Here is a 23,904-nt window from a genome sequence, read left to right as displayed (position 1 = left end):
AACTTAAACTTGCAAACTGGAAGCTCGGATTCCAATTCAGCATGGGAAGCTATTATAAGGCTGAGGCGAATCACAATATACCCCATTTTACCAGATAAAGCATTAAAAATATGCTATACGTAACAATTATATTGAAATTCTGATTAAAATATGTTATATATAACAATATAGATATAATGATAATGAAAATATGTCGCATATAACATAAAAGAGACTAAATTTGAATAATTATGTTAATGCTGACATAGTGAAAGGGGATTATTTATGGATAATGATGCATTAAATGCAATCTTTGAACAGATAAATAATTTAAAAAAGCCAGAGACTGAAATGAGTGAAATAAAACCTGAGAATAAAACAAGTAATATTAAAGTGATACTAAATGGTATATCACAGGAAATACAAAGGGTATTAGATGAGAATAATCTTACACAGGAGGACTTATGTCGCATAACCAATATGTCTCAATCTAATATAAGCAAAATACAGAATGGAAAAGTTGTTCCACGAATAGAGACTTTACAGAAGATTGCGGATGCTACGCATACAAGATTAGTCATTAGCTTTGAAAGTGTGGAAGGGGATGAGTAATAATGGCCAATATAAAAAAAATTGAGATTAACCATTTTAGAGGAATCAAGAAATTAGAAGTTTCCAGGTTTTCCAATATCAACCTTATTGTCGGGGATAATAATAGCGGAAAAACTTCATTCTTGGAGGCCATTCAGTTGTTATTTGCAAATGTTCAGTTGGGATCTATAAAAAATATAATAAAGCAGAGAACTGTGCTGAACGTGAATGACAGTAGTTTTTACAGTTCGTTCATTAAGATGTTTAATGCTATGCAAAGAAGCGACTCGTTAGAATTAGATATTTACGCTGAAAGCAATGTTGGACCTATCAAATTTGAAATGCGAGGAACAGAAAAAAGTATCTCCGGAGAAGATGCTCTTCAAATATCAACTATGTCGTCACGTCAAAAGGCATACTATAAAAAGACATCTACACTCGTTCCTGAGATGGTAAAAGTTTTTAATGGCAGCATTATTAGTCAAAAAGGAAAGAAGTTAGTGGAAAAGAAGATTAAACTTACTTCTTTGGACAATACATTTGTTGGACCAGTGGTTAAGAAGGAAGTGCAATATATTCCTTCCTTTGGTCATTTAAGATATGATCTGTTACAGAATATCGTAGATAATCCTGAGTACAAAAATTTGGCTATAAGTATTTTGAAACAGTTTGATGAAGCTATCGTGGATATTTGCTATACAAAAGCAGATGATGGATCTTTCTTGGAAACCGTTATTACAGAAGATGGAGTTAATATGCCTTTTTCAGTGTATGGAGATGGCATAAAGAAAATATTATATATTTTAAATAAGTTGTTTGATGCAACAGATTCTATTTTGCTCATAGATGAGATAGAAACAGGCTTACACAAAAAATACTACGACAAGTTATTCCCTGTGGTCTTTGAATTGGCGAAAAAGCTTAATGTACAATTGTTTATTGCAACACATAGTATGGAAGCCATTGATGCAATTCTCGAGTATGGAAAATATGATGATATCGATAATAAGATTGATCCAATCAAAGTTATCACCTTAAAGAAAGTAGAATCGAAGGATGGAAAGGAAAGTAACGTAGTGGCTCGAAATGTAGATGGTCAGTACGTCTATGAAAACAGAAAAGCGTTCGAGTTTGAGGTGCGCCTATGATGACAGAACTAATACTTGTTGAAGGCGTATCAGATGTGCAGTTAATCAGTTATTATCTGCAAAATGTGTATGACTGGAAACACGAAAAAGAGAATAATTTGAGAATGATTCCATTGGATGCTCATGATCATATAGAGAATCTTTCAAAGAATGGAAATCAGCTTATTTTATGTGGCGTAGGCGGAAATGGAAGATTTTCGCATTTTATTAAGCAGCATAGAATTAATAGCATGATTATAGAGAAAGAAATTGCTTCTATCATGGTTGTCACAGACCGAGATGATGAAGCACTCCCTAAAATAGGAAGAAGAATAAACGACTTGTTTGAAAATATATCATTCAAGATTGGTGAATGGAGTGATATTTCCATAGAGGATTCTTTTGGATTAACCAAGGCAATAGATACATATCTTTTAGTCGTACCACCAGATAAGAAAGGCGCTCTTGAAAATGTAATAATTGACGCTTTGAAAGAAATAAATGAGGAACAGGCTCTGATTGAAGAAGTAATACAGTTTATTGATTCATTGAAAGTACAGTTAGTTCCAGAACTAGAGCAGATAAATTATGCAAACAAGGCAACTATAGGAACATTTTTTAGCGTAAGAGATCCTAAACATGCCATGAGATCTTTTGCAACCTATGTTTCAAAAATAGATTGGAAAAAGTCAGAATCTTTAAATGAGCTGTTTGCTCCGTTTGCGGATTTGGGAAGATAAGTATACGGTATTCCTGGGATGTAAACATAGATAAATACAAGAATAAAAATTTTATTTGGAGGTCGCCATGGCATATTCAGAGTTAATAAAAAATTTTGACAATATAAGAAGCTACATGCGTGACTTCTTTATTTATGGGTTCAAAACAAGAGGAGAGTATGACCGGAAAAGTGCCCGAAGCTATGATAATGAGCGCCGCAGAATACAGAGCTATTTGGGAAAGCTTGTTACCTTTAATCAGAATGCTTCTGGTAAGCGGATGTTTATTTCGCTGGATGGAAGAAGTGTGACACATAACCCATTATATCAGGCATTCAAGTCGAAAAGTTTTACCAATAAGGATATAACACTTCATTTTATTGTGCTGGATATCCTTGCAACCGGGAATGAGTATAAGCTCAAGGAATTGCTGGAAGTTATAGATGCAGATTATCTTTCCTGTTTTAATCATCCAATAAGCTTTGATGAGTCAACTCTTCGCAAGAAGCTGAAAGAATATGAGAAACTTGGAATTATTTTATCTGAAAAAGAAGGAAGAACAGTCAGATATAAAATAGTGCCTGATGAAGTGAAACTTGAACCATATAGAGAGGCTATCAGATTTTATTCAGAAGAAAATCCTTTGGGAGTAGTAGGCAGTTATCTGGAAGATAAACTGGAACCGGATAAGGAATATCTTACTTTTAAAAATCATTATATTATGAATGCTTATGATGCTGAAATTATTGAGGCAGTACTTCAGGGGATTCATGAGAAGAGAGTAATTGAAATTGTTAAGTTCAGCAGGAATGAAAATCAGGAAAGAAGATGGCAGGTGATTCCACTTAAATTATATGTCAGTACGCAGGGCGGACGTAATTATCTTCTATGCAGGGGTGCTACGAACCGAAAAATTCTTTCTTTTCGAATAGACTATATTCAAGAAGCTACTGTTAAAGATATTTATCCGGGGTTTGATGAAGCATTGGAAGAGTTTGAAAAAATGTCAAAGCATATGTGGGGAGTGGCATGTACAAAGGACAGAAAATTTGAACATATAGAAGTGGACATTCAGGTCGGAATAGGAGAGGGCTATATAGTCAGAAGATTAAATAGAGAAAAGCGCTGCGGAAATATTAGAAAGATTGATGATGAAACATACCGTTTTTCAGCAGATGTTTTAGATGCATATGAGATAGTGCCATGGATTCGCACTTTTTTCGGAAGGATTAAGGCAGTCAGGTCTGATAATGCAGAAGTAGTAAACCAACTAAAGCTTGATATTGTGAAGTTGGCAAAGCAGTATGAGGTGATGAAATGATTTTTAATGAAATATATGGCTGCTATTATAATGCAGTTGCAAAAATAATTGGTCTTGCTATAGATGGAAGATTGACGGAAAGCAAAATGAATGAAATTGCATCAGAATATGCTTTTGAGGAAAGTTTTCTTACGATTGTTCCTGCGTTAAAAAATCAGGATTGGCAACTCGTAAATCATGAACTGGAGACGCCAATTGTAAATAAACCGGCTATGCCCATGACTACACTTGAGAAAAGATGGTTGAAAACAATATTGCTGGATTCAAGGATTGCATTATTTCAGATACCGCAGGGAGAACTTGAGAAGGTGGAACCTTTATTTGAAGCGGGAGATATTGTTTATTTTGACAGGTATCTTGATGGCGACAGATATGAGGGGCCTTTATACATAGAAAATTTTCATACGATTCGGCAGGCTATAAAAGAACATAATAAAGTAAAAATCAAATTCTGGAATAGGAAAAACCAGGAGAGAACACAAATAATAGAACCAATAAAGATTGAGTATTCGGACAAGGAAGATAAGTTCAGGGTACTCAGTGCAGGGCGGTGGAATATCAGAACAATCAATATGGGAAGAGTAATTCAATGTGTAAAACTTGATGAAACATTTCCTGAAAAATTATGTCTTCAGACAAGAAAAAAGGATACGTTAATTTTTGAATTAATAGACGAAAGAGATGTTCTGGAAAGAGCTATGATGAAGTTTGCTCATTATAAAAAGAAGGTAGAGAAAGTCGATGATGAGCTATTTCATGTAGAGATGGAATATGACGTAGAGGATGAAACCGATGTACTGATACAGATGATGTCATTTGGCAGCTATGTTAAGATATTAGCACCAGATAAGATGAGAAAGGAACTTTGCAAGAGAATAGAAAGACAGTTGGAAATGTTAAACTGGTAAAGGAATGGATGAAATGAAGTCCATTCCTATTTTTATTCCTATCTCTGAAAGGTGCATGGTAATGGAAAGCACTGTCATGAATTATGTTCGCAACTTTTTTTCCGTGAAAGAAGTAGGGCGCTGCGTTATCATTTAACTATCAGATACAAACAATAGAGGTTATGAGAAAATTGCAGCATAGAAATTTGTAAAGGTTTGCTTGGAAAGCAGGAAAGGAGTTCATAATGTTTGAGATAAAAGGAAAAGTAAATACTGCTGTTTGTTATGCCACAGTAGTGGAGGATGAGGCAATTGAGCAGATTAGAAGAATGTGTGATTACACAATGTCTGAGGGTTCACAAATAAGAATTATGCCGGATGTACATTATGGAAAAGGATGTACAATTGGAACCACAATGACAATCAAAGACAAAGCAGTGCCGAATGTGGTAGGTGTGGATATTGGCTGTGGAATGTATACAGTAAATCTTGGACATCAGGATATAGACTTTGAAAAATTTGATGAAGTGGCACATTTTATTCCACATGGAAATGATGTTTGGAGTGGAAGACAGATGAAATTTGATCTTAGCAGATTAGAATGTTACAGAGAACTTAAAGATTCTAAAAGATTGGAACGATCTATAGGAACTTTAGGTGGGGGAAATCATTTCATTGAAATTGATATAGCATCAGATGGAACAAAATATCTGGTAATTCATTCCGGAAGTAGAAATCTTGGAACGCAGGTTGCCGGTATATATCAGCAGTTAGCAATAGACCTTAATAAGGGGATAGAACCTTATCTTGAGGCAAGGGAGAAATTAATCAGGACATATAAGGAACAGGGAAGAAGACAGGAAATTAAGTCAGCACTGGAGCAGATTAAATGGGAACCGCAGGAGATGACGATTCCTATGGATCTTTGCTATGTGTATGGTAAATATCTTGACCAGTATCTTCATGATGTGGAAATCTGTCAGGAATTTGCCCGTCTTAACAGAGAAAAGATGGCAGAGATTCTTCTTGAAAAAACCGGTTTAACAGGAACGGATGGTTTTCATACCATTCACAATTATATTGACACGAAGGAAATGATTCTTCGTAAAGGTGCTATTGCTGCACATAAGGGTGAAAAGGTTTTGATTCCAATTAATATGAGAGATGGAAGTGTGCTTGCTGTAGGTAAGGAAAATCCGGAATGGAATTATTCTGCACCTCATGGCGCAGGACGAATCATGTCTCGGTCAAAGGCTAAGTCCACTTTAAGTCTGGAAGAATACAAACAAACGATGGAAGGCATTTATACAACCTGTGTAGGTGATGCGACCTTAGATGAAGCACCGATGGCTTACAAATCACTAGAGGATATTATTGATGTAATACGTGATTCTGTAGACATTATTGAGGTTATGAAGCCACTTTACAATTTTAAGTCAGACAAATAATTTTATCTTATATGGATATTGCAAATAAATTTGGAAAGGAGGTATTTAAGTGAAAGATATGATTCGTAAAAAACTAAAAGAAATTGAAAAAAAGGAAAATGTAAGAATTATCATGGCGGTTGAGTCTGGTAGCAGAGCCTGGGGATTTGCTTCACCAGACAGTGATTATGACGTCAGATTTGTTTATGTGCGGCAGTTAGAGGACTATTTACGGCTTGAAAAAACAAAAGATACGATAGAGTGGCAGTTAGATGATGTGCTTGATATCAGCGGTTGGGATTTGAAGAAAGCATTACAGCTCATGCACGACTCGAATCCATCTATTTTTGAATGGTGTGCCTCTCCGGTTGTATATCAGAGTTCGGATGCTTTTGAAGAACTGAAAAGGATTCGTGGGGATTACTATTCAAGAAAGAAGAGTCTATATCACTATTGGCATATGGCGAACGGTAACTATCAGACTTATCTTCAGGGAGAAAAGGTTCGGATTAAGAAGTATTTTTATGTAATAAGACCGTTACTTGCGGCAATGTGGGTGGTAGATAAAAAAACTCAGCCACCAATGCTGTTTTTGGAATTACTGGATGCTGAGCTTCCAGTAGGATTAAGGAACATTGTGGACGAACTTTTGGAAAAGAAACAAAAAATGCCAGAGATGGGTATGGCTTCTAAAATTAAAAAATTAGATAATTTTATAGATAGGCAGTTGATAGAAGTAAAGAAAGCTGCTGATACAGAAGAAACAATAAAGCGAGATTGGAAACTGCTGGATGAATTTTTTTGCCGGGTAGTTGGTGAGAGTATAAGAGAATATCAGGCCTGATTGATGTTTTTTGCTTAGTAGAGTATAATTTGCATAAAAAATAAGAGGGCAGAAAAGTAATTCTAATGTGCCAACCGGGAGACAATAATATGGTTTTTTTTGCATTAAAGAAACGTAGGGCTGAACGTGCAAACAGAGAAAAAAATTTATGGATTCAGAAGGCACTTGCAGAAATTGATATGCTTGTGCCAAAACAAGATAAGCTAGATGTGGAAAAATCAGGTTCAGAGATTCGTTATAGCCTGGATGTCAGGTGGTCTGATTTTGATGAGTGGAAATCACAGCTTGTTTATCCTACATTTCAAGAAATGCTTATGACATGTATAGAGAAAAAAGGTATGTCAAATCAAGACTTTTATAAAGCAGCACATATGGATAGAAAACTTTTTTCAGCAATAAAGAACAACACAGAGTATCAACCGAAAAAAGAGACAGCGGTAGCATGCTGTTTTGGTCTTACTTTGGACTTGGAAGATGCTGAAAATCTTCTTGAACTTGCGGGGTATAAATTATCGTTGGCAATTACCTGGGACAGGGTTATATATTATTGCTTGAAGAATGGAATTTCCAATATTGATGTAGTCAATGAGCTTCTTTATGAGGAAGGAGAGAAGTGCATCAGGGTATAGGATGGAGTTTTATATGATTTCTATGTGATTGTCGTTTTTAAAAAGACCATTTATTGGTAAAAATGGGCTAATATTACATTGCAAACTTGCTGAAAAATAATTGAATTTAGGAGAAATGTAATTATGCCAATCGTATTAAAAGCAATTGATTTAGAAGAAGTATTTGATGACGATGAATTCCTTCTTGCCTGGGTTGGAAAATCTATAGAAGAGGGGAGAAGTTTTGGGGGATATTCTGGAAATATCTATTCACATAAAAAATATGGAAATGCAGAAATATACTCTTGTCTTGTTGTAAATGAAGAAGATAAAAAAGTGGAACTGGAGAAATTTGACATTCAGATTAGTGGAGCTTGTGTTTGGAAAGTTCGTTATTCGGATATACCGTTAAAAAATGATATATCATATAATATGACAAGATTGAGTGCAGTTAAAAATTCTGAAGGTGATGGATTTACAATTATGCATCTCATTAATGCAGATGTATTACCAAGTTTTCTTGAAGATGATGAAATTGAGGCACAAGTGGTAGCGTACGCATTAGATGTTCATTATTATGAGGATGAAGGAGCTTTTGCGGCAACCGTTCCAGAATGTGAAAGCGTGAAATGTGAAAACTTGAATGGATATAAGATTTTACCGGCAATGGGTTCTGTTTTGCCGAATGGATTTTTACGTGGTAATATTGTAAAAATGGATAACGGCACAGGGGAACATGATGAATCAGATGACGAATTAGTGACAATAACAGGGATTGTAAAAGCAGCATGTGTAAAAGCTATAAAATTGGATGAAGAAGTACTTTCAAAATTTATCGTAATACGTCTTGAAACACAGTTTGGCGAACTTGATTTGGTCCATTCCAGAGCCATGATTACAGACGAGGAAGCTTTGTATATTAAAGAGGGTGCAATTGTGCAGGCTGTGGCAATTCTGTCTGGGGATGTAGCAATTAAGGAATATGAGAATGGTTTTGTAAAGAATCAGAAAAATGATTTGGCTGCATTAAGATATGCACTTATAAAGGGAAATGCATCCAGACTTAAACTGATTATGGCAGAAGATATTTCTTATGAATCTGTCAACGCAGATTCTGTAATTAAAGGAAAAGAAAATGTGATTGCACACTTAAATTATGTTCATAATGAAACAAAAACAAAGTATTTTTCTTATTTGGCGACGCTTAAAAATGAAAATCCAGGAGAACGTTGTATTATATTAGCGGAAGATGAAAAATATAATTTTACGTCAATTGTCCGCATTGTTGTAAATGAGGAGGGACTTATTTCGAAAATCATTATCACAAATAATCCGAATATAAAGTTCAAGATAGATACCAAGCCAATATATTCTAAGGGTTAGGGTGGAATGGATTATGATAGAACGGAAAACGGATATTACACAGATGACAATATCGCAACTGGAAACAAAATTTGTAAGTGTATATACGAAGTTGATTTTATCAGGAACTGCATTCAAGGTATTTCCATCCGTTATGTTGTGGGGACCGCCGGGAGTAGGAAAGTCACAGGCAGTAAAGTGTATAGCGGAGAAAGTGGCAGAAAGAACAGGAAGAAAAGTTGTTGTAACAGATGTGAGATTGTTGTTATTTAACCCTGTGGATTTAAGAGGTATTCCAACAGCCAATGCAGATAAAACGTTAGCGGTATGGCTAAAACCAAAGATTTTTCAAATGGATGAAAGAGAGGATGTTGTTAATATTCTATTTCTGGATGAGATATCTGCAGCTCCGCAGTCGGTTCAGGCGGCAGCATATCAGATTACGCTGGATAGAACAATCGGAGAACATAAGCTACCGGAAAATTGTATTGTAATAGCAGCGGGTAATAGAGTTACAGACAAATCGGTTGCTTATACTATGCCTAAAGCTCTGGCAAACAGGCTAATGCATATTGAGGCTGTAGGAAATCCGGCCAGTTGGATAGAATGGGCAAACTTGCATGGAATTCATCCATATGTAATCGGCTTTATCAGTTATAGTCCGGCAACGCTTATGGAAGTTGAGCCGTCTATGGATGAGTTGGCATTTCCAACACCAAGATCATGGGAAATGGTGAGTAATATTTTGAACTATGTTTCTGATAATTTGGATGAAGTTATCCAGCTAGTAGCTGGATGTATTGGTAAAGATACAGCGTACTGCTTTAAAGCATGGACAGAAATGTATGGCGTAATTCCAGAAATAAGTGAAGTATTTGATGGTTCACTGACGCAGATTCCTAAGCGACCTGAAGTTGTGTTAGCCTTAACATCACAAATTGGAAACTACATACAGGAACACCATAGCTCAATTGAAGTCAAAAATGCATTGGATTATGTATTTTTAATGCCGATTGAATATAGAAGTCAGGCACTTACCAGTTTTCTGGGAGTGAAAGAGATACGAAAACAACTTCAAAATGATGATAGATTTTGTAATTGGTTTCTTCGTTCAGGAAGAGATTGGGATGATTATAGATGATTCTGACCAAAATTCGAAAGCAGAAAATACAATCAAAGATTCAAGAAGCAAGAGCAGGGTTGATTGCTGAAAAACCATTCTTTGGGCTATTACTTATGTATGTGAAATATGTTGCTGTTAATAATATAAAGAATATTTCAACAAATGGGCGCTGTATATATTTTCATCCTGATTTTTTGGATAAGCTTACTTTGTATGAAATACAATTTATTTTTTGTCATCAAATTATGCATATTCTAATGGGAGATATTTGGAGAGATTTTGACAGAACAGGAGATGAGTATCATCGAGCTTATGATATTGTAGTAAACAGACAATTATTAAAGACAGGCTGGCAGGAAAATGGTTTATCGCATTTGGGAAAGCTTCAATATGATATACCTCATTGCCCATATGAGATTGAAAATCTTAGTATAGAAGAAATCTATGAATTATTTCCATTTAAACTTCAAATGCTGGATGAGAGAACGAGAAAACGCTATATGACAGATTCGGATTACTGGTGGAACTTTAAAGAGGATACAGGGGATGGAGGTATAGTAATACTGGATTTACCTGATATTAGTATGTGGTCTGATAAACCGCAAAAAGAAAAAACTGTTGAAAAGCTGCAAGAGTTTTGGACAAGGAAAGCAAAACAGACATTTGAAATTGCAAAGATGCAGAACAAGGGGAAAGAGGCATCAGACGTGCCAGACTCGGTAAAACGGGTTATCAAAGAAAAAAAGAAGTCTATATTGGAATGGAGAAAAATTCTGGATGATTTTGTGCAGGAAGAAATAATGGATTATTCATTTTCTCCTCCAGATAGAAGATTCTCTGATTTTGACTTCTTTTTGCCAGATTTCAACGAAAGAGATTTTGTCACAAAAGAAATTTTGTTTTGGGCAGATACTTCCGGTTCAGTAAATCAAGATGCGCTTGAAGCAGTATATGCAGAAATTAGAGGTGCTATTGAGCAATTTAATGGTAAAATAGAGGGAAAGCTTGGGTTCTTTGATACAGATGTAACCCCACCAATTTCGTTTGAAAATATCAATGAATTAGAAAAAATAATACCATATGGTGGAGGTGGTACTGATTTTACGGTTGTGTTTCATTATATAAAAAGTAATGTGAAACACGACCTGTCATCTGTCATTATTATATTTACTGATGGATATGGTTTATTTCCAGAAGAAGCAGATATACCTGATATTCCGGTTCTCTGGTTGATTGATAATGAAGATGTGAATCCACCCTTTGGAAAAGTAGCAAGACTAAGAAAGGCACAACAATGACAACCAATCATCTGATTTTAGATTTTTCGCATGTATATTGCGATGAAAACATACCAAAGAATACCGGCATCCACTGGCTGGACTGCTCTGAAATTGAAGAGTGTGATTTGTATTGTTCCAGACAGGCGGAAGAGAAAATCAGAGAAAAAATCAAGCCATATGGAATTCATGGAATTCATTTTCTGGATTCCGGAAATTATCATTATGTGACAGAAATTATGACAAGCCAGATTCAAAAGGAATTCCAGCTTGTTGTATTTGACCATCATACGGACATGCAAAAGCCGATGATTGAGCACATGACAAGTTGCGGAGACTGGGTAGAAAAGGTGTTAGAGACGAATCCATGGCTACAGCAACTGGTATTAATCGGACCGCAGGCGAAGGATATAGAGCAGCTTTATCGGGAAAATGATGGCTTGATGAATCGTAAAGAAATATCAGAAAAACTCCTTACTTTTTCCGCAGAAGAAATTCATACCGGAGAAGACAAAAATAAGATTTCCAAAATAAAAAAGAATCTGCCGGTTTATATATCCATAGACAAAGACATCTTGGATAAACAATATACGGAGACAAACTGGAGCCAGGGGAACATGTCACTTCCGATGCTGGAGCGATTGCTCTCACATTTTCTGGAAAACGGAAATATACTTGGCATTGATATTTGTGGAGAATGCCAGCAGGGAATTCCACTGCCGGAATATTTGCAGGCAGAAGAACTGAATGAAGAAACGAATCAGAAATTATTTGAGTTCCTGTCCCATTATATTTTATAACATTCCAAAGCAGAAAATAGGATATCCCCACAAGCTCTCCAAAGCTTTGTAAAATCTTGAAAAAGCTAATCTTCAGATATATAATGTTAAGAAAGTAAGAGCAATGAAGGAAGAGTATAAGATATTTGATGAGTACAGATTGCATAAAATGTTTTCTAAAATCAAGTTGTTTTCTGAATAAAGAACTTTGACTAGAATAACTATGAAGCGAGGTAGTGGATATGGAAAAAGACCCGTTTAAGGAATATTTGAGGGAGTCTGAACCGGATAAAGCTCATAAAGGATATGCTTGGAGTACGGCAATTGGACTTCAGGCAGTGGACGGACTCAAACCATCTAAATATCTGATTGATACCGCCATTCAGAACATTGAAGGTAAAATCACGATGAAAGAAGCACAGAGTCTTATTGACAGCTATTATGAAGAAAGACCAGTGCATTTGTCCGATGATGAGCGTACCGAAGAAGCAGATAAGGTTTCGTCCCGTATCGCAGAAATTCTTTCGGAAACAGCGTTTTCATTTTCACCAAACGAGTATATCTCTATCCACCGTAAACTCTTTCAGGGTATTTATAAACACGCCGGAAAGATTAGAGATTACAACATCACAAAGAAAGAATGGGTGCTTGATGGAGCAACTGTTATGTACGGTAGTGCTTCAGAACTGAGAGCTACACTTGAATATGATTTTTCGAAGGAGAAGGATTTTAGTTATAAAGGGCTTTCAATGGACGAGATTATTCATCATCTTGCGGTATTCATTTCAGGGTTATGGCAAATCCATATCTTCGGGGAAGGCAATACGAGAACAACGGCAGTGTTTTTCATCAAATATTTAAGGACGCTTGGGTTCTCTGCAACCAATGATATTTTTGCAGAAAATGCGTGGTATTTCAGAAATGCACTTGTCCGTGCAAACTATACAAACCTGCAAAAAGGTATTCACGAAACAACAGAGTATTTGGAAGCATTTCTCAGAAATTTGCTTTTGAACGAGGAAAATGAGCTTCATAATCGAAATCTTCATATAAGTGGACTTTTGAACAAAGAAAAAGTGGACATTGGGGATATAAAAGTGGATATTGAGGATATAAAAGTGGATATTGAAAGTGTACTTTCCGAAAAAAGTAGTGATTTCTTGGTAAAAACGACGATTCATATCCATAGACTTTTTGAGAAGTTTGGCTTTGATGAGGTGTTTGGAAGAAGTGCAGTTATGGAACTTCTTGAACTGAAAGGTTCAGGTGCTTCAAATCTTCTTTCCAATTTGGTGCAGGCAGATATTATTGAACCAGTGTCCGGTCACGGAAAAGGAAAATATAAATTCAAGAAGTAATGTATATCTTGTCTGAAGTTTTATAAGTTTTTTCTTGAAATTGTCGACACAGCGTGTAGACAATCCGATGTTTTATTTTCAGCAGAAGAAAAGAGAGAAAAGGAACATAATAGAAATTGTGTTGATGATAGAATCCAGAAATAAAAAAAGACAGCCACTTTTGGGGGTCGGTACAGTCGCCTCAATTGAGACTGTCTTATTTTTGACTAAATCAAAAGGGAAAGTATCTTTTCTAAAAACAAGGAATGTTATACAATATATCTGTTAAGATAAAATATACGGAGGATGTCCAATGTATACAACATACAAAGAGTACTTAAAACAGGAGACGTCACTGCCCTTTGAAGAAGCCATGCAGATCTGGGACCAGATTGCAGAGCGGGGGGAAGCGGATGCAGCCTGCAGGGAACTCATAGACCGTTTTTTGAAATGTGCAGTAGACTATGTGCGAATCAGAAACGGATGGAACCAGAAATCGCTGGCAGAGAAAGGGCAGGCAGATGCGGAGCGCACCCGCTGTCATAATCTTGTGATCAGTGCGAAAAACAAATTGTCCGTCTATATGTATGAGCATAAGCTGGGCAATGACTGGGATGATTGGTTAGGGGAAGAGCGAAAACGAATCGGAGACTTCGCATGTTATGTGGTACTGCTTCAGGGACTGGAAGCAAGATAGTATAGAAAACAAAAGAAATCGAGGAACTTATCACATGGCAAAAGTGATTATGATACAGGGAACAATGTCGAATGCCGGAAAAAGCCTGATTACAGCAGGCTTATGCCGTATCTTTCATCAGGATGGATACCGCGTGGCGCCTTTTAAGTCGCAGAATATGGCATTGAATTCCTATATTACAGCAGAAGGGCTTGAAATGGGACGGGCACAGGTTATGCAGGCAGAGGCAGCTGGAATCGAGCCACAGGTCTGCATGAACCCGATTCTTTTAAAGCCTACAAATGATATTGGCTCCCAGGTGATTGTCAACGGTACGGTCATTGGCAATATGCCGGCGCGGGAATATTTTAACTATAAGAAAAAGCTTGTCCCGGATATATTAAAGGCATTTCACAAACTGGAAGAGCAGGCGGATATTATTGTAATAGAAGGAGCCGGAAGTCCGGCAGAAATTAATCTCAAGGAAAATGACATTGTAAATATGGGCATGGCGGAGATGGTAAATGCACCGGTTCTTCTGGCAGGAGATATTGACCGGGGCGGTGTGTTTGCACAGCTTTTAGGAACACTGATGCTTTTAGAAGAGCAGGAAAAATCCCGTGTAAAAGGTTTAATCATCAACAAATTCCGCGGAGACGTATCCATATTGGAACCGGGCATTCAGATGTTAGAGGAAAAAGGCGGCATTCCGGTCTGCGGAGTGGTGCCTTATATGAAGGTACAGCTTGAGGATGAAGACAGCCTGACCGGAAAATTCAAGCATCGGAAAGAGGCATTGATAGACCTGGCAGTTATCCGTTATCCGAGAATATCTAATTTTACGGATTTTGATGTTTTCGAGCATATGGAGGGAGTATCGGTGCGCTATGTGACTTCGGTGCAGGAAATCCATCATCCGGATGCCATTATTCTGCCGGGCAGTAAGAATACAATGGGTGACCTGAAATGGATGCGCGAAAATGGCATGGAAGCTATGATAAAGAAACTCTCCGCAGACACTCCGGTCATTGGAATCTGCGGCGGTTACCAGATGTTAGGAGAAAGCCTCGAAGACCCTTATTCGGTAGAGGAAGGCGGTAGCTTACGTGGTATGGAACTATTGCCGCTTAAGACGGTGATGAGCCGGGAAAAGGTACGCCGTCAGGTAATGGGAACCATAGACTCTCTCACCGGCACGTTAGCTTCCCTTTCCGGCAAAGAATACAAAGGCTACGAGATTCATATGGGACATACCGGCGGAACACAGAAGCCAGAGCGGATACAGGCACCAAAGCAGACACAGGCGCAGCCTCAAGCTCATGCGCATGCACAGGAGGAATCCTGTATACAGGATGCAGTCGTTGTGCAGAAGGAAAATGTCTACGGAACGTATGTCCATGGTATTTTTGATGAAGGAGATATCGCATCCACTTTTATCCGGGCATTAGCGGAGAAAAAGGGAGTGCATTATGAAGATAATCAGGGCATGAATTATCAGCAGTATAAGGAGAGCCAGTACGATTTGCTGGCGGATACACTGCGGAAATATCTTGATATGGAAGCGGTTTATGGAATGCTGCAGGAGGCAGAATATGACAAAAGCAGAATTGGATAATAGAAAGATTTTGCCTTTGGAGGATAGTTGGTATTGCAGGGCAAAAGAGAAGCTGGATGGAATCGCCAAACCATTGGATGGGCTTGGAAAGTTTGAACATCTGATTGCACAGATTGGAGCCATAGAGAAGACGACCAGAATATCCATTCAGAAAAAAGCAGTTCTTGTTATGTGTGCAGACAATGGCGTGGTGGAAGAGCAGGTCAGCCAGAGTGGAAAAGAAGTAACGCTTGCAGTGGCAAAAGCCATGGGAGTAAATAATTCTTCTGTAGGAAAGATGGCAGCAGTGGCAGGCGTGGATGTAATTCCGGTGGACATTGGAATTGATACAGATGAAGTGATTCCCGGAGTATTGCCACGAAAAGTTGCAAAGGGAACGAAAAACTTTGCCAAGGAACCTGCAATGACAGAAGAAGAAGTCTTAAAGGCAATAGAAACCGGAATACAACTGGTGCAGCAATGCCACAGAGAAGGGTATGAGATACTTGCCACAGGAGAGATGGGAATCGGAAATACAACCACAAGTACAGCTGTTGCAGCAGCACTTTTGGATTTAGAGGTAGAGCAGGTGACCGGCAAGGGCGCCGGATTAACGGATGAAGCATTAAAAAGAAAATGCAGGGTAATTAAAGAAGCAATAGAAAAATATTCCCTTCGTGATGCGGATGCATTTACCATATTAAAGACGGTAGGTGGACTGGACATAGCCGGATTGACAGGCGTATTTATCGGAGCAGCAATCAAGCAGATACCGGTTGTCATCGATGGCGTCATCAGTGCCGTTGCGGCACTTTTGGCAGAGACTTTTTGCAAGGGTGCCGTAAATTATATGATACCATCCCATAAGAGCCGGGAACTGGCAGAGACAGCGATTATGAAAAAGCTGCGTTTAGATCCGGTACTGGATGCGGATATGGCGCTGGGTGAGGGAACTGGTGCAGTGATGATGATGTCCCTGCTGGATGTAGCACTGGGCGTGTATTTGCAGGGAGCATCCTTTGCAAATTTTGAGATAGAACAGTACAAGAGGTATGAAGAATGATTGCATTGGTAATCGGCGGAAGCGGCAGCGGAAAATCCGCATATGCAGAACAAATGGCAGTGAAAGCCGCAGGCAACGGCAGCCTTTATTATGTAGCCACCATGCAGGTGTATGATGAAGAAGGAAAGAAAAAAGTAGAGCGTCACCAGAAAATGCGGGCAGGAAAAGGCTTTCTTACGATAGAGCAGCCGAGAAGACTTAAAGAGGCAGCAAAGAAAGTGGCAACCGAAAAAGTGTCAGCAGGAAGAGTTGCAGCAGAAAGAGTGCCAGCCGGGAAAATAGTTTTGTTGGAATGTATGTCGAACCTCGTTGCCAACGAAATGTTTTCAGAAGAAAATCTGTCTGCTGTGATGGATGAAGCGAAAATAAAGCAGCTTTCCCATGAAATTATAAGTGGAGTAACAGCATTGCAGGATTCCTGTGATATACTGATTATTGTCACGAATCAGATATTTGAAGACGGAATCCGTTATGACGCATCCACAATGGCTTATATCCGGTTGTTAGGAGATATAAACCGGCAGATTGCAGAGCGGGCAGAGCAGGTCGTTGAAGTAGTAGCAGGGATTCCGATTTTTATAAAAAAGGATGGAATTTAAGAAAGAAGAGGAATACATGAAAATTATAAAAGGATTCGTCATTGCATTTTCCATATATTCAAAAATACCGGTGCCACAGTTTGACTGGAAGGAAGAAGATATGCAGTATCACCTCTGTTTCTTCCCATTGATTGGTCTTATCATTGGTGCATTGGAAGCCGGCTGGTTCTTTTTGGGAAATGCAGTCGGGATAAGCCATCTTTGCAAAACACTGATAGCGGTGGCAATTCCACTGCTTGTTACCGGTGGCTTTCATATGGATGGATTTATGGATACCATGGATGCATTTCATTCCTATCAGGATAAGGAGAAGAAGCTGGAAATTTTAAAGGACCCGCATATTGGAGCATTTTCCGTATTGATGCTGGTTTTATATTATCTTATTTATGGAGCAGCATATGCGGAGCTTACGGAATTGTCTGCAATTCTTGTAGTGGGAATTGGCTTTGCGTTATCACGAAGCTTAAGCGGAATTGGTGTGGTAAGCCTGAAGGCGGCAAAAAAGGACGGTATGCTTGCTTATTTTGCAGACAGCGCCCAGAAAAAAAGAGTGCTGGCAGTCCTCATCATAGAGGCAGTTGTCTACAGTGGATGTATGATTTATGTAAACCTGTGGGCGGGGCTTGCAGCAGTAGTTGTGGCATTGCTCTGTTATGGATATTATGGCTGGAAAAGCCGGAAGGAATTTGGCGGAATCAATGGTGATACCGCAGGATATTTTGTGTCATTATGCGAAAATGCCATGGCAGTTGCAGTGGTAGTTGTTCTTCTCTTTACAGAAAATTGCTTTCCTGTAAAGTAAAAAACGCTCCGCGAGTATGCGCACTGCGGCGTATAAGGTACATGTCGCAAGCGACCGTCGCAGGTGCGAGAATGAGCCAAGGCACATTCTTTGTGCTATAGCAGGCTAGAAAGGAAAAATCATGGAATTATTTTTGGGCGGATGTTACCAGGGAAAAAAGGAATATGTGTTAAAGCTTCACCCGGAATGTAAAGGTCAGGTGATAGAGGGCGAAAACCTTCCTGCAGACTGGGGTGGAATGATAAAAGAACTGCAGGAATTTGAGAATCCTCTCATCAACCATATACACCTGTGGGTCCGGAAATGTCTTGAGCAGCAGACAGATGTGGAGCTGTTAGCTGATAAACTGCTGGAAACATATCCGGGACTTATTTTCATCTGTGATGAGATTGGAAACGGAATTGTACCGATGGATGCTCTGGAACGGGATTACAGGGAGCAGACCGGAAGACTACAGATCCGGATTGCCGAAAAGGCAGAAAGGGTAGAACGCATTGTATGTGGAATCAGCCAGAGATTAAAATAAATTTATTGCTTATCCGTCATGGAAAGACCCCGTCAAATCGGGAACACCGGTATTTGGGTGTAACAGAAGAAGCTTTATCCGGGGAAGGTAGAAAGCAGTTAGAGATTCTTGCAGAAAAAGACATTTTAAAAAAACCATGGCTGCTTTTCATCAGTCCGATGCTGCGCTGTCAGGAGAGTGCTGGTATACTTTTTCCGGGAAAGAAAGCTTATCCGATAGAAGAATGGCGGGAGATGAATTTTGGCGCATATGAGGGAAAAAATTACGAAGATTTGAAAAATGATTCCTATTATCAGAAATGGATTGACAGCAATGGCACACTGCCTTTTCCGGAAGGCGAGAGCCAGCAGGAATATATAAAACGCTGCCATAGAGGACTTCTTACTGCAACAAAAATCATAGAGGAAAAGATTGCCAGAGAAGTAGCAGATACTGCAAAGACGTCATCAGCGAATGAGATAACAGAACTCCGGGAGCCTGAAAAACTGATAGCAGAAAATCAAATGACAGAAAATCCGATAACAGAAAGTCAGCCCCGGAACGTGACAGCGGTTGTACACGGCGGCACAATTATGGCACTGCTTCACATTCTTGCAGGCGGAAATTATTTTGATTATCAGGTGAAAAATGGAGGCGGCTACTGCTGTAAGCTCAGACTTTGCGGGGAAGAATGGAAATTAGATTCCCTTGAGGAGATTACAATATGATTTATCACATGATTGCGTTCGGACTGGGATTTTGCCTGGACCTTCTTTTGGGAGATCCATACTGGCTGCCACATCCCATCCGGGTGATTGGAAATTTTATAGGGATATTGGAAAAAAGAATGAATAAAAAGGAGTGCAGTGAGAAATACCTTGTAAGAGCAGGCATTGGAATGGTTGCGCTTGTTTTGCTGACAGTTCTTATGGTGACCGCACTTCTTCTGATTCTTGCGTACCGGATTCATCCGGTGGCAGGTGTTATTTTGGAAATGATTATGACCTATCAGATTCTTGCTGCAAAATGCCTGAAAGTAGAAAGTATGAAGGTATATAAGTGTTTAAAGGAGAATGACCTTATAGCGGCAAGACATGCAGTTTCCATGATTGTAGGCAGAGATACCGAGAAGCTGGATGAAACCGGAGTGGCAAAGGCTGCCATTGAAACGGTGGCAGAAAATACTTCGGACGGAGTCATTGCACCGATGCTGTATACCGCACTTGGCGGACCGGTTCTGGGCTTCTTTTATAAGGCAGTCAATACGATGGATTCCATGGTAGGATATAAGAATGAACGTTATCTTCACTTTGGCAGAGCTGCCGCAAAATTCGATGATATCTGCAATTATATCCCATCCCGTATCAGTGCATATCTGATGATTGCAGGGACGTATTTCCTTGGAAAGGAATATGACGGGAAGCATGCATATTACATTTATAAGAGGGACAGGTATCATCATGCCAGCCCGAACTCTGCCCAGACAGAGGCAGTTTGTGCAGGAGCACTGTCCATACAGCTGGCAGGAGATGCCTGGTATTTTGGCAGACTGGTGAAAAAGCCGTTTATCGGAGATGCACTGCGTCCGGTGGAATATGAGGACATTAAAAGAGCGGACAGGCTTTTGTATGCGACTGCATTTTTATGTGAAGGCATTTGCCTTTTGGTGATGGGATTGTTATTTTTTATATGATTGAAAGGATGAAAATTCAGGAAAGGAACAGGAATATGGTACATGGAGGAGACATCTACCGTAATTGCATATCGTTAGATTATTCTGTAAATATCAATCCTCTGGGCATACCGGCATCTGTAGAGGCAGCCCTTAGGGAAGCGGTGCCTTTATGCAGCCGGTATCCGGATATCAGGCAGGAGAAGCTGAAGGCAGCTATTGCTGAGATGGATAAGGTATCGGCAGATGAGATATTGTGCGGAAATGGAGCTTCCGAACTTTTTCCTGCAATTCTTCATGCATTAAAACCAAAGAAAATACTGATTCCGGTTCCATCTTTTTATGGTTACGAGTGGGCTGCCGGAACGGAAGCGTGTGAAGTAAGCTATTTTCCGTTGCGGGAGAAGGATAATTTTGTGCTGGGAGAGGATTTTATCGAGGCATTAGATAAAGAAACGGAGCTTATTTATCTTGCCAGTCCCAATAATCCCACCGGACAGTTAATTCCGCCGGAGGTTTTAAAAAGGATTTTAAAGCGGTGTCAGGAGCTTGATATAATAGTGGTGGTAGATGAATGCTTCCTGCCATTTTGCGAGGAGGCTTCGATTTATGAAGAAATGGAAGCTGGCATGAAATGTGGGAATCTGATTCAGGTGAGGGCATTTACCAAGACCTTTGCCATACCGGGAGTCCGGCTGGGTTATCTTATCTGCCGGAACAGGGAAGTCTGTCAGAAGATTGCAAGGCAGCTTCCGGAATGGAACTTATCGGTATTTGCCCAGATGGCAGGATGCGCTGCAGCAAAAGAAACGGAGTTTATCGGGGAAAGCAGGAAACTCATAAAAGAGCAGCGGAGTATTCTGACAAAAGAGCTGACATCCTTAGGCTTCCGGGTGTATCCGTCCCGGGCAGATTATATTTTATTTTACACAGAGCTGCCATTATATGAGTTGCTTTTAAAGAAACAGATTTTGATTCGAAATTGTGAAAATTACAGAGGTCTGTCCAAAGGATATTACCGGATTGCAGTAAGAGGGCAGGCAGAGAATGAGCGGCTGATAAGCGCATTAAGAGAGGTGACAGAGAAATGAATCCCATCGAATTTGTATTGCCGGGAGAGATTGAAAAACGCAGCTTTGAGATTATTTCAGAGGAATTAGAAAAGCGTCAGATTGTATTGCCTAAGGAGCAGGAGCCTGTTACCAAGCGTGTGATACATACCAGCGCAGATTTTGATTATGCAGAGACAATGTGTTATTCTGACCATGCAGTAGAAATTGCAAAGGAACTGATTCTTAAGGGCGCCGATATTGTAACGGATACCAACATGGCACTTGCCGGAATCAATAAGAAAATACTGGCATCATTTGGCGGAGAAGCCCATTGCTTTATGGCGGATTTGGATGTAGCACAGCTTGCCAGAGAGCAGCAGGTAACAAGAGCCACCATCAGCATGGAGAAAGCCGCAGCCATTGAAAAACCGGTTATTTTTGCGGTGGGAAATGCACCGACGGCGTTAATCGAGCTTCACAAAATGATAACGGAGGGACGCTATCAGCCGGCATTTATTATCGGAGTTCCGGTAGGCTTCGTAAATGTGGTACCGGCAAAAGAATTGATTATGGAAACAGAAGTCCCTTATATCATTAACCGGGGCAGAAAGGGCGGGAGCAATGTTGCCGCAGCTATCTGCAATGCAATTTTGTATCAATTAAGACGATAGTAAAATCAGGGGGAAGAAAGATGCAATATGGGTTTACCTCCGGAAGCTGTGCCGCAGCCGCAGCAAAGGCAGCAGTCTATATGCTGCTGAGCGGAAGAAGAAAAACAGAGATTACCATTGAGACACCAAAGGGAATTCCCTACCATGCAAAGGTGGAGCATATCAAAATTCAGGAAACAGAAGTTTCCTGCGCGGTACAAAAGGACGGCGGGGATGACCCGGATGTGACAACGGGGGCATGGATTTATGCAGCGGTGAGCATTTGTGAAGAAAATAACAATCAGATAGAAATAGATGGCGGCATCGGTGTTGGCAGGGTTACGCGGCCGGGATTAGACCAGCCGGTAGGAAATGCCGCAATTAATACGGTACCACGGCAGATGATTGCAAAAGAAGTATCAGAGGTCTGCCATCTGTTTGATTTTCAGGGCGGAATCAAAGTCGTAATTTCAGTGCCGGAAGGAGAACATCTTGCGGCGCAGACTTTTAATCCGAGACTTGGAATAAAGGGCGGAATCTCGATACTTGGAACCAGCGGGATTGTGGAGCCTATGAGTGATAAGGCATTGCTAGATACCATAGCAGTGGAATTGAAACAGAAGCGGGCAGAAGGTCATTCTATTGTTGCCATATCGCCGGGTAACTACGGATTGGAATTTATGAAACGGACCTATGGTTATGATTTGGAGCGCAGTGTAAAATGCAGCAACTTTATCGGACAGACCATTGACATGGTAAAAGAACTTGGATTTTCCAAAATGCTCTTAACCGGTCATATCGGAAAGCTGATAAAGGTATCCGGCGGCATTATGAACACCCATTCCAAAGAGGCAGACTGCCGGATGGAACTTCTGGCGGCGGCAGCAATCCGTGCAGGCGCAGAAGTGACACTGCTTCGGGAAATATTAGACTGCATTGGTACAGAGGATGCGGTAGACCGGATTAAAAAAGCCGGATTTTTAGAACCTGCCATGGAATATGTCATGGAAAAAATTGAAGACCATCTTAAGCATCGTGTCGGGGGTGGACTGGAAATAGAATGTATGGTTTATAGTAATGATATCGGACTTTTAGGTGTAACGCCGGGAGCAGAGGCATTATTAAAAGAACTGTTGGAGGAAAAGGAATGATTCATTTTGTTGGAGCAGGGTGCGGAGCACCGGATTTGATTACCGTAAGAGGAATGCATCTTTTGGAGAAAGCAGATGTGATTATCTATGCCGGTTCACTGGTAAATCCCAAGCTTTTAGACTATGCCAAAGCAGACTGTCAGGTATATAACAGTGCAGTGATGACCTTGGAAGAAGTCCTTGCAGTTATGGTGGAGGCAGAGCAGGAAGGAAAAGATGTGGTGCGGCTGCATACCGGAGAACCAAGCATATATGGAGCAGTGCAGGAGCAGATGCAGGAGCTGGATGCAAAAAAGATAGCCTATGATTCCACGCCGGGAGTAAGTGCCTGCTTTGGAGCAGCGGCAGCCATGAATCTGGAGTATACCCTGCCGGATATTTCCCAGTCCCTTATCATTACCAGAATGGAGGGACGGACGGCGGTTCCGGAGAAAGAAAGCATTGAGGCATTTGCTGCCCATCAGTGTTCCATGGCAATTTATTTAAGTACCGGAATGTTGGAAAAGTTATCCGAGCGACTGATAAAGGGTGGCTATTCAAAGGATACCACTGCGGCACTGGCTTATAAGGTAAGCTGGCCGGAGGAAGAAATATATATCTGCACGGTAGAAACATTGGCACAGACAGCGGCAGAACATGGAATTACCAAAACGGCACTGGTTCTCGTTGGAGATGTCATTAACAAGAGCGGATACAGTAAATCCAGACTGTATGCAGAAGATTTCTCCACAGAATTCCGGGCAGCAAAAAAATCATAAG

General features: G+C 39.8%; 25 protein-coding genes. All 25 read left to right on the top strand.

The window, feature by feature from the left end:
- The first annotated feature begins 264 nt into the window (after positions 1–264).
- The 25 genes from DWX65_RS13695 to cobM all read left to right on the top strand — a co-directional run bounded on the left by DWX65_RS13695 (position 265) and on the right by cobM (position 23,903).
- On the top strand, positions 265–591 hold the full coding sequence (locus tag DWX65_RS13695; protein WP_242997882.1) for a helix-turn-helix domain-containing protein: 327 nt from the start codon (positions 265–267) through the stop codon (positions 589–591).
- A 2-nt stretch (positions 592–593) separates the two neighbouring features.
- Positions 594–1,718 (top strand): AAA family ATPase, encoded by a 1,125-nt coding sequence (locus tag DWX65_RS13690; RefSeq protein ID WP_118173644.1) that lies wholly within the window; start codon positions 594–596, stop codon positions 1,716–1,718.
- Entirely contained in the window at positions 1,715–2,437 is a 723-nt protein-coding gene (locus DWX65_RS13685; protein ID WP_118088040.1) for a DUF3226 domain-containing protein, read from the top strand. Before DWX65_RS13690 ends, DWX65_RS13685 begins: the two co-directional genes overlap by 4 nt.
- A gap of 67 nt (positions 2,438–2,504) precedes the next feature.
- Positions 2,505–3,737: a WYL domain-containing protein gene (locus tag DWX65_RS13680; protein WP_118173643.1), complete on the top strand. Its 1,233-nt coding sequence runs from the start codon at positions 2,505–2,507 to the stop codon at positions 3,735–3,737.
- Positions 3,734–4,645: a WYL domain-containing protein gene (locus DWX65_RS13675; protein WP_118173642.1), complete on the top strand. Its 912-nt coding sequence runs from the start codon at positions 3,734–3,736 to the stop codon at positions 4,643–4,645. Before DWX65_RS13680 ends, DWX65_RS13675 begins: the two co-directional genes overlap by 4 nt.
- Before the next feature lie 224 nt (positions 4,646–4,869).
- Positions 4,870–6,072 carry an RtcB family protein gene (locus tag DWX65_RS13670; RefSeq protein WP_118173641.1) on the top strand — a complete coding sequence of 401 codons (1,203 nt, stop codon included), beginning with the start codon at positions 4,870–4,872 and terminating at the stop codon, positions 6,070–6,072.
- A 58-nt stretch (positions 6,073–6,130) separates the two neighbouring features.
- Complete coding sequence (locus DWX65_RS13665; protein ID WP_199535057.1) at positions 6,131–6,895, top strand: nucleotidyltransferase domain-containing protein; 765 nt, start codon at positions 6,131–6,133, stop codon at positions 6,893–6,895.
- 89 nt (positions 6,896–6,984) lie between these two features.
- Positions 6,985–7,524 carry a hypothetical protein gene (locus DWX65_RS13660; RefSeq protein WP_118173639.1) on the top strand — a complete coding sequence of 180 codons (540 nt, stop codon included), beginning with the start codon at positions 6,985–6,987 and terminating at the stop codon, positions 7,522–7,524.
- 123 nt (positions 7,525–7,647) lie between these two features.
- Positions 7,648–8,886 (top strand): hypothetical protein, encoded by a 1,239-nt coding sequence (locus DWX65_RS13655; RefSeq protein ID WP_118173638.1) that lies wholly within the window; start codon positions 7,648–7,650, stop codon positions 8,884–8,886.
- A gap of 13 nt (positions 8,887–8,899) precedes the next feature.
- Complete coding sequence (locus tag DWX65_RS13650; protein ID WP_118173637.1) at positions 8,900–10,006, top strand: ATP-binding protein; 1,107 nt, start codon at positions 8,900–8,902, stop codon at positions 10,004–10,006.
- A complete protein-coding gene (locus DWX65_RS13645) occupies positions 10,003–11,286 on the top strand; it encodes a vWA domain-containing protein (RefSeq protein WP_118173636.1) in 1,284 nt (427 codons plus the stop codon). Before DWX65_RS13650 ends, DWX65_RS13645 begins: the two co-directional genes overlap by 4 nt.
- On the top strand, positions 11,283–12,065 hold the full coding sequence (locus tag DWX65_RS13640; RefSeq protein ID WP_118173635.1) for an arginase family protein: 783 nt from the start codon (positions 11,283–11,285) through the stop codon (positions 12,063–12,065). The genes DWX65_RS13645 and DWX65_RS13640 overlap by 4 nt, the downstream gene beginning before the upstream one ends.
- Positions 12,066–12,286: 221 nt before the next feature.
- Complete coding sequence (locus tag DWX65_RS13635; protein ID WP_118173634.1) at positions 12,287–13,402, top strand: Fic family protein; 1,116 nt, start codon at positions 12,287–12,289, stop codon at positions 13,400–13,402.
- Between the two features lie 292 nt (positions 13,403–13,694).
- Complete coding sequence (locus DWX65_RS13630; protein WP_118173633.1) at positions 13,695–14,078, top strand: hypothetical protein; 384 nt, start codon at positions 13,695–13,697, stop codon at positions 14,076–14,078.
- Between the two features lie 34 nt (positions 14,079–14,112).
- Complete coding sequence (locus tag DWX65_RS13625) at positions 14,113–15,672, top strand: cobyric acid synthase (RefSeq protein WP_118173632.1); 1,560 nt, start codon at positions 14,113–14,115, stop codon at positions 15,670–15,672.
- Entirely contained in the window at positions 15,650–16,714 is a 1,065-nt protein-coding gene (cobT, locus tag DWX65_RS13620; protein ID WP_242997881.1) for a nicotinate-nucleotide--dimethylbenzimidazole phosphoribosyltransferase, read from the top strand. Before DWX65_RS13625 ends, cobT begins: the two co-directional genes overlap by 23 nt.
- Positions 16,711–17,313 carry a bifunctional adenosylcobinamide kinase/adenosylcobinamide-phosphate guanylyltransferase gene (locus DWX65_RS13615; protein ID WP_118173630.1) on the top strand — a complete coding sequence of 201 codons (603 nt, stop codon included), beginning with the start codon at positions 16,711–16,713 and terminating at the stop codon, positions 17,311–17,313. The genes cobT and DWX65_RS13615 overlap by 4 nt, the downstream gene beginning before the upstream one ends.
- A 16-nt stretch (positions 17,314–17,329) precedes the next feature.
- Positions 17,330–18,115, top strand: a complete 786-nt coding sequence (locus tag DWX65_RS13610; protein WP_118173649.1) for an adenosylcobinamide-GDP ribazoletransferase — start codon at positions 17,330–17,332, stop codon at positions 18,113–18,115.
- Between the two features lie 121 nt (positions 18,116–18,236).
- A complete protein-coding gene (locus DWX65_RS13605) occupies positions 18,237–18,641 on the top strand; it encodes a bifunctional adenosylcobinamide kinase/adenosylcobinamide-phosphate guanylyltransferase (protein ID WP_118173629.1) in 405 nt (134 codons plus the stop codon).
- Positions 18,614–19,348: a histidine phosphatase family protein gene (locus DWX65_RS13600; RefSeq protein ID WP_118173628.1), complete on the top strand. Its 735-nt coding sequence runs from the start codon at positions 18,614–18,616 to the stop codon at positions 19,346–19,348. Before DWX65_RS13605 ends, DWX65_RS13600 begins: the two co-directional genes overlap by 28 nt.
- Positions 19,345–20,313: an adenosylcobinamide-phosphate synthase CbiB gene (gene cbiB, locus DWX65_RS13595; protein ID WP_118173627.1), complete on the top strand. Its 969-nt coding sequence runs from the start codon at positions 19,345–19,347 to the stop codon at positions 20,311–20,313. The genes DWX65_RS13600 and cbiB overlap by 4 nt, the downstream gene beginning before the upstream one ends.
- A 35-nt stretch (positions 20,314–20,348) precedes the next feature.
- Positions 20,349–21,383, top strand: coding sequence for a pyridoxal phosphate-dependent aminotransferase (locus tag DWX65_RS13590; protein WP_242997880.1), 1,035 nt, complete (start codon positions 20,349–20,351; stop codon positions 21,381–21,383).
- Positions 21,380–22,015: a precorrin-8X methylmutase gene (locus tag DWX65_RS13585; protein WP_118173626.1), complete on the top strand. Its 636-nt coding sequence runs from the start codon at positions 21,380–21,382 to the stop codon at positions 22,013–22,015. The genes DWX65_RS13590 and DWX65_RS13585 overlap by 4 nt, the downstream gene beginning before the upstream one ends.
- Positions 22,016–22,035: 20 nt before the next feature.
- A complete protein-coding gene (gene cbiD / locus DWX65_RS13580; protein ID WP_118173625.1) occupies positions 22,036–23,145 on the top strand; it encodes a cobalt-precorrin-5B (C(1))-methyltransferase CbiD in 1,110 nt (369 codons plus the stop codon).
- A complete protein-coding gene (gene cobM, locus DWX65_RS13575) occupies positions 23,142–23,903 on the top strand; it encodes a precorrin-4 C(11)-methyltransferase (protein WP_118173624.1) in 762 nt (253 codons plus the stop codon). Before cbiD ends, cobM begins: the two co-directional genes overlap by 4 nt.
- The last annotated feature ends 1 nt before the right edge of the window (position 23,904 follow it).

It is taken from the genome of Roseburia sp. AF20-18LB (assembly GCF_003461185.1).
GTDB lineage: Bacteria > Bacillota > Clostridia > Lachnospirales > Lachnospiraceae > Roseburia_C > Roseburia_C amylophila.
The sequence above is the reverse complement of the archived record's forward strand: the minus strand, read 5'-3'. Positions and strand labels throughout refer to the sequence as shown.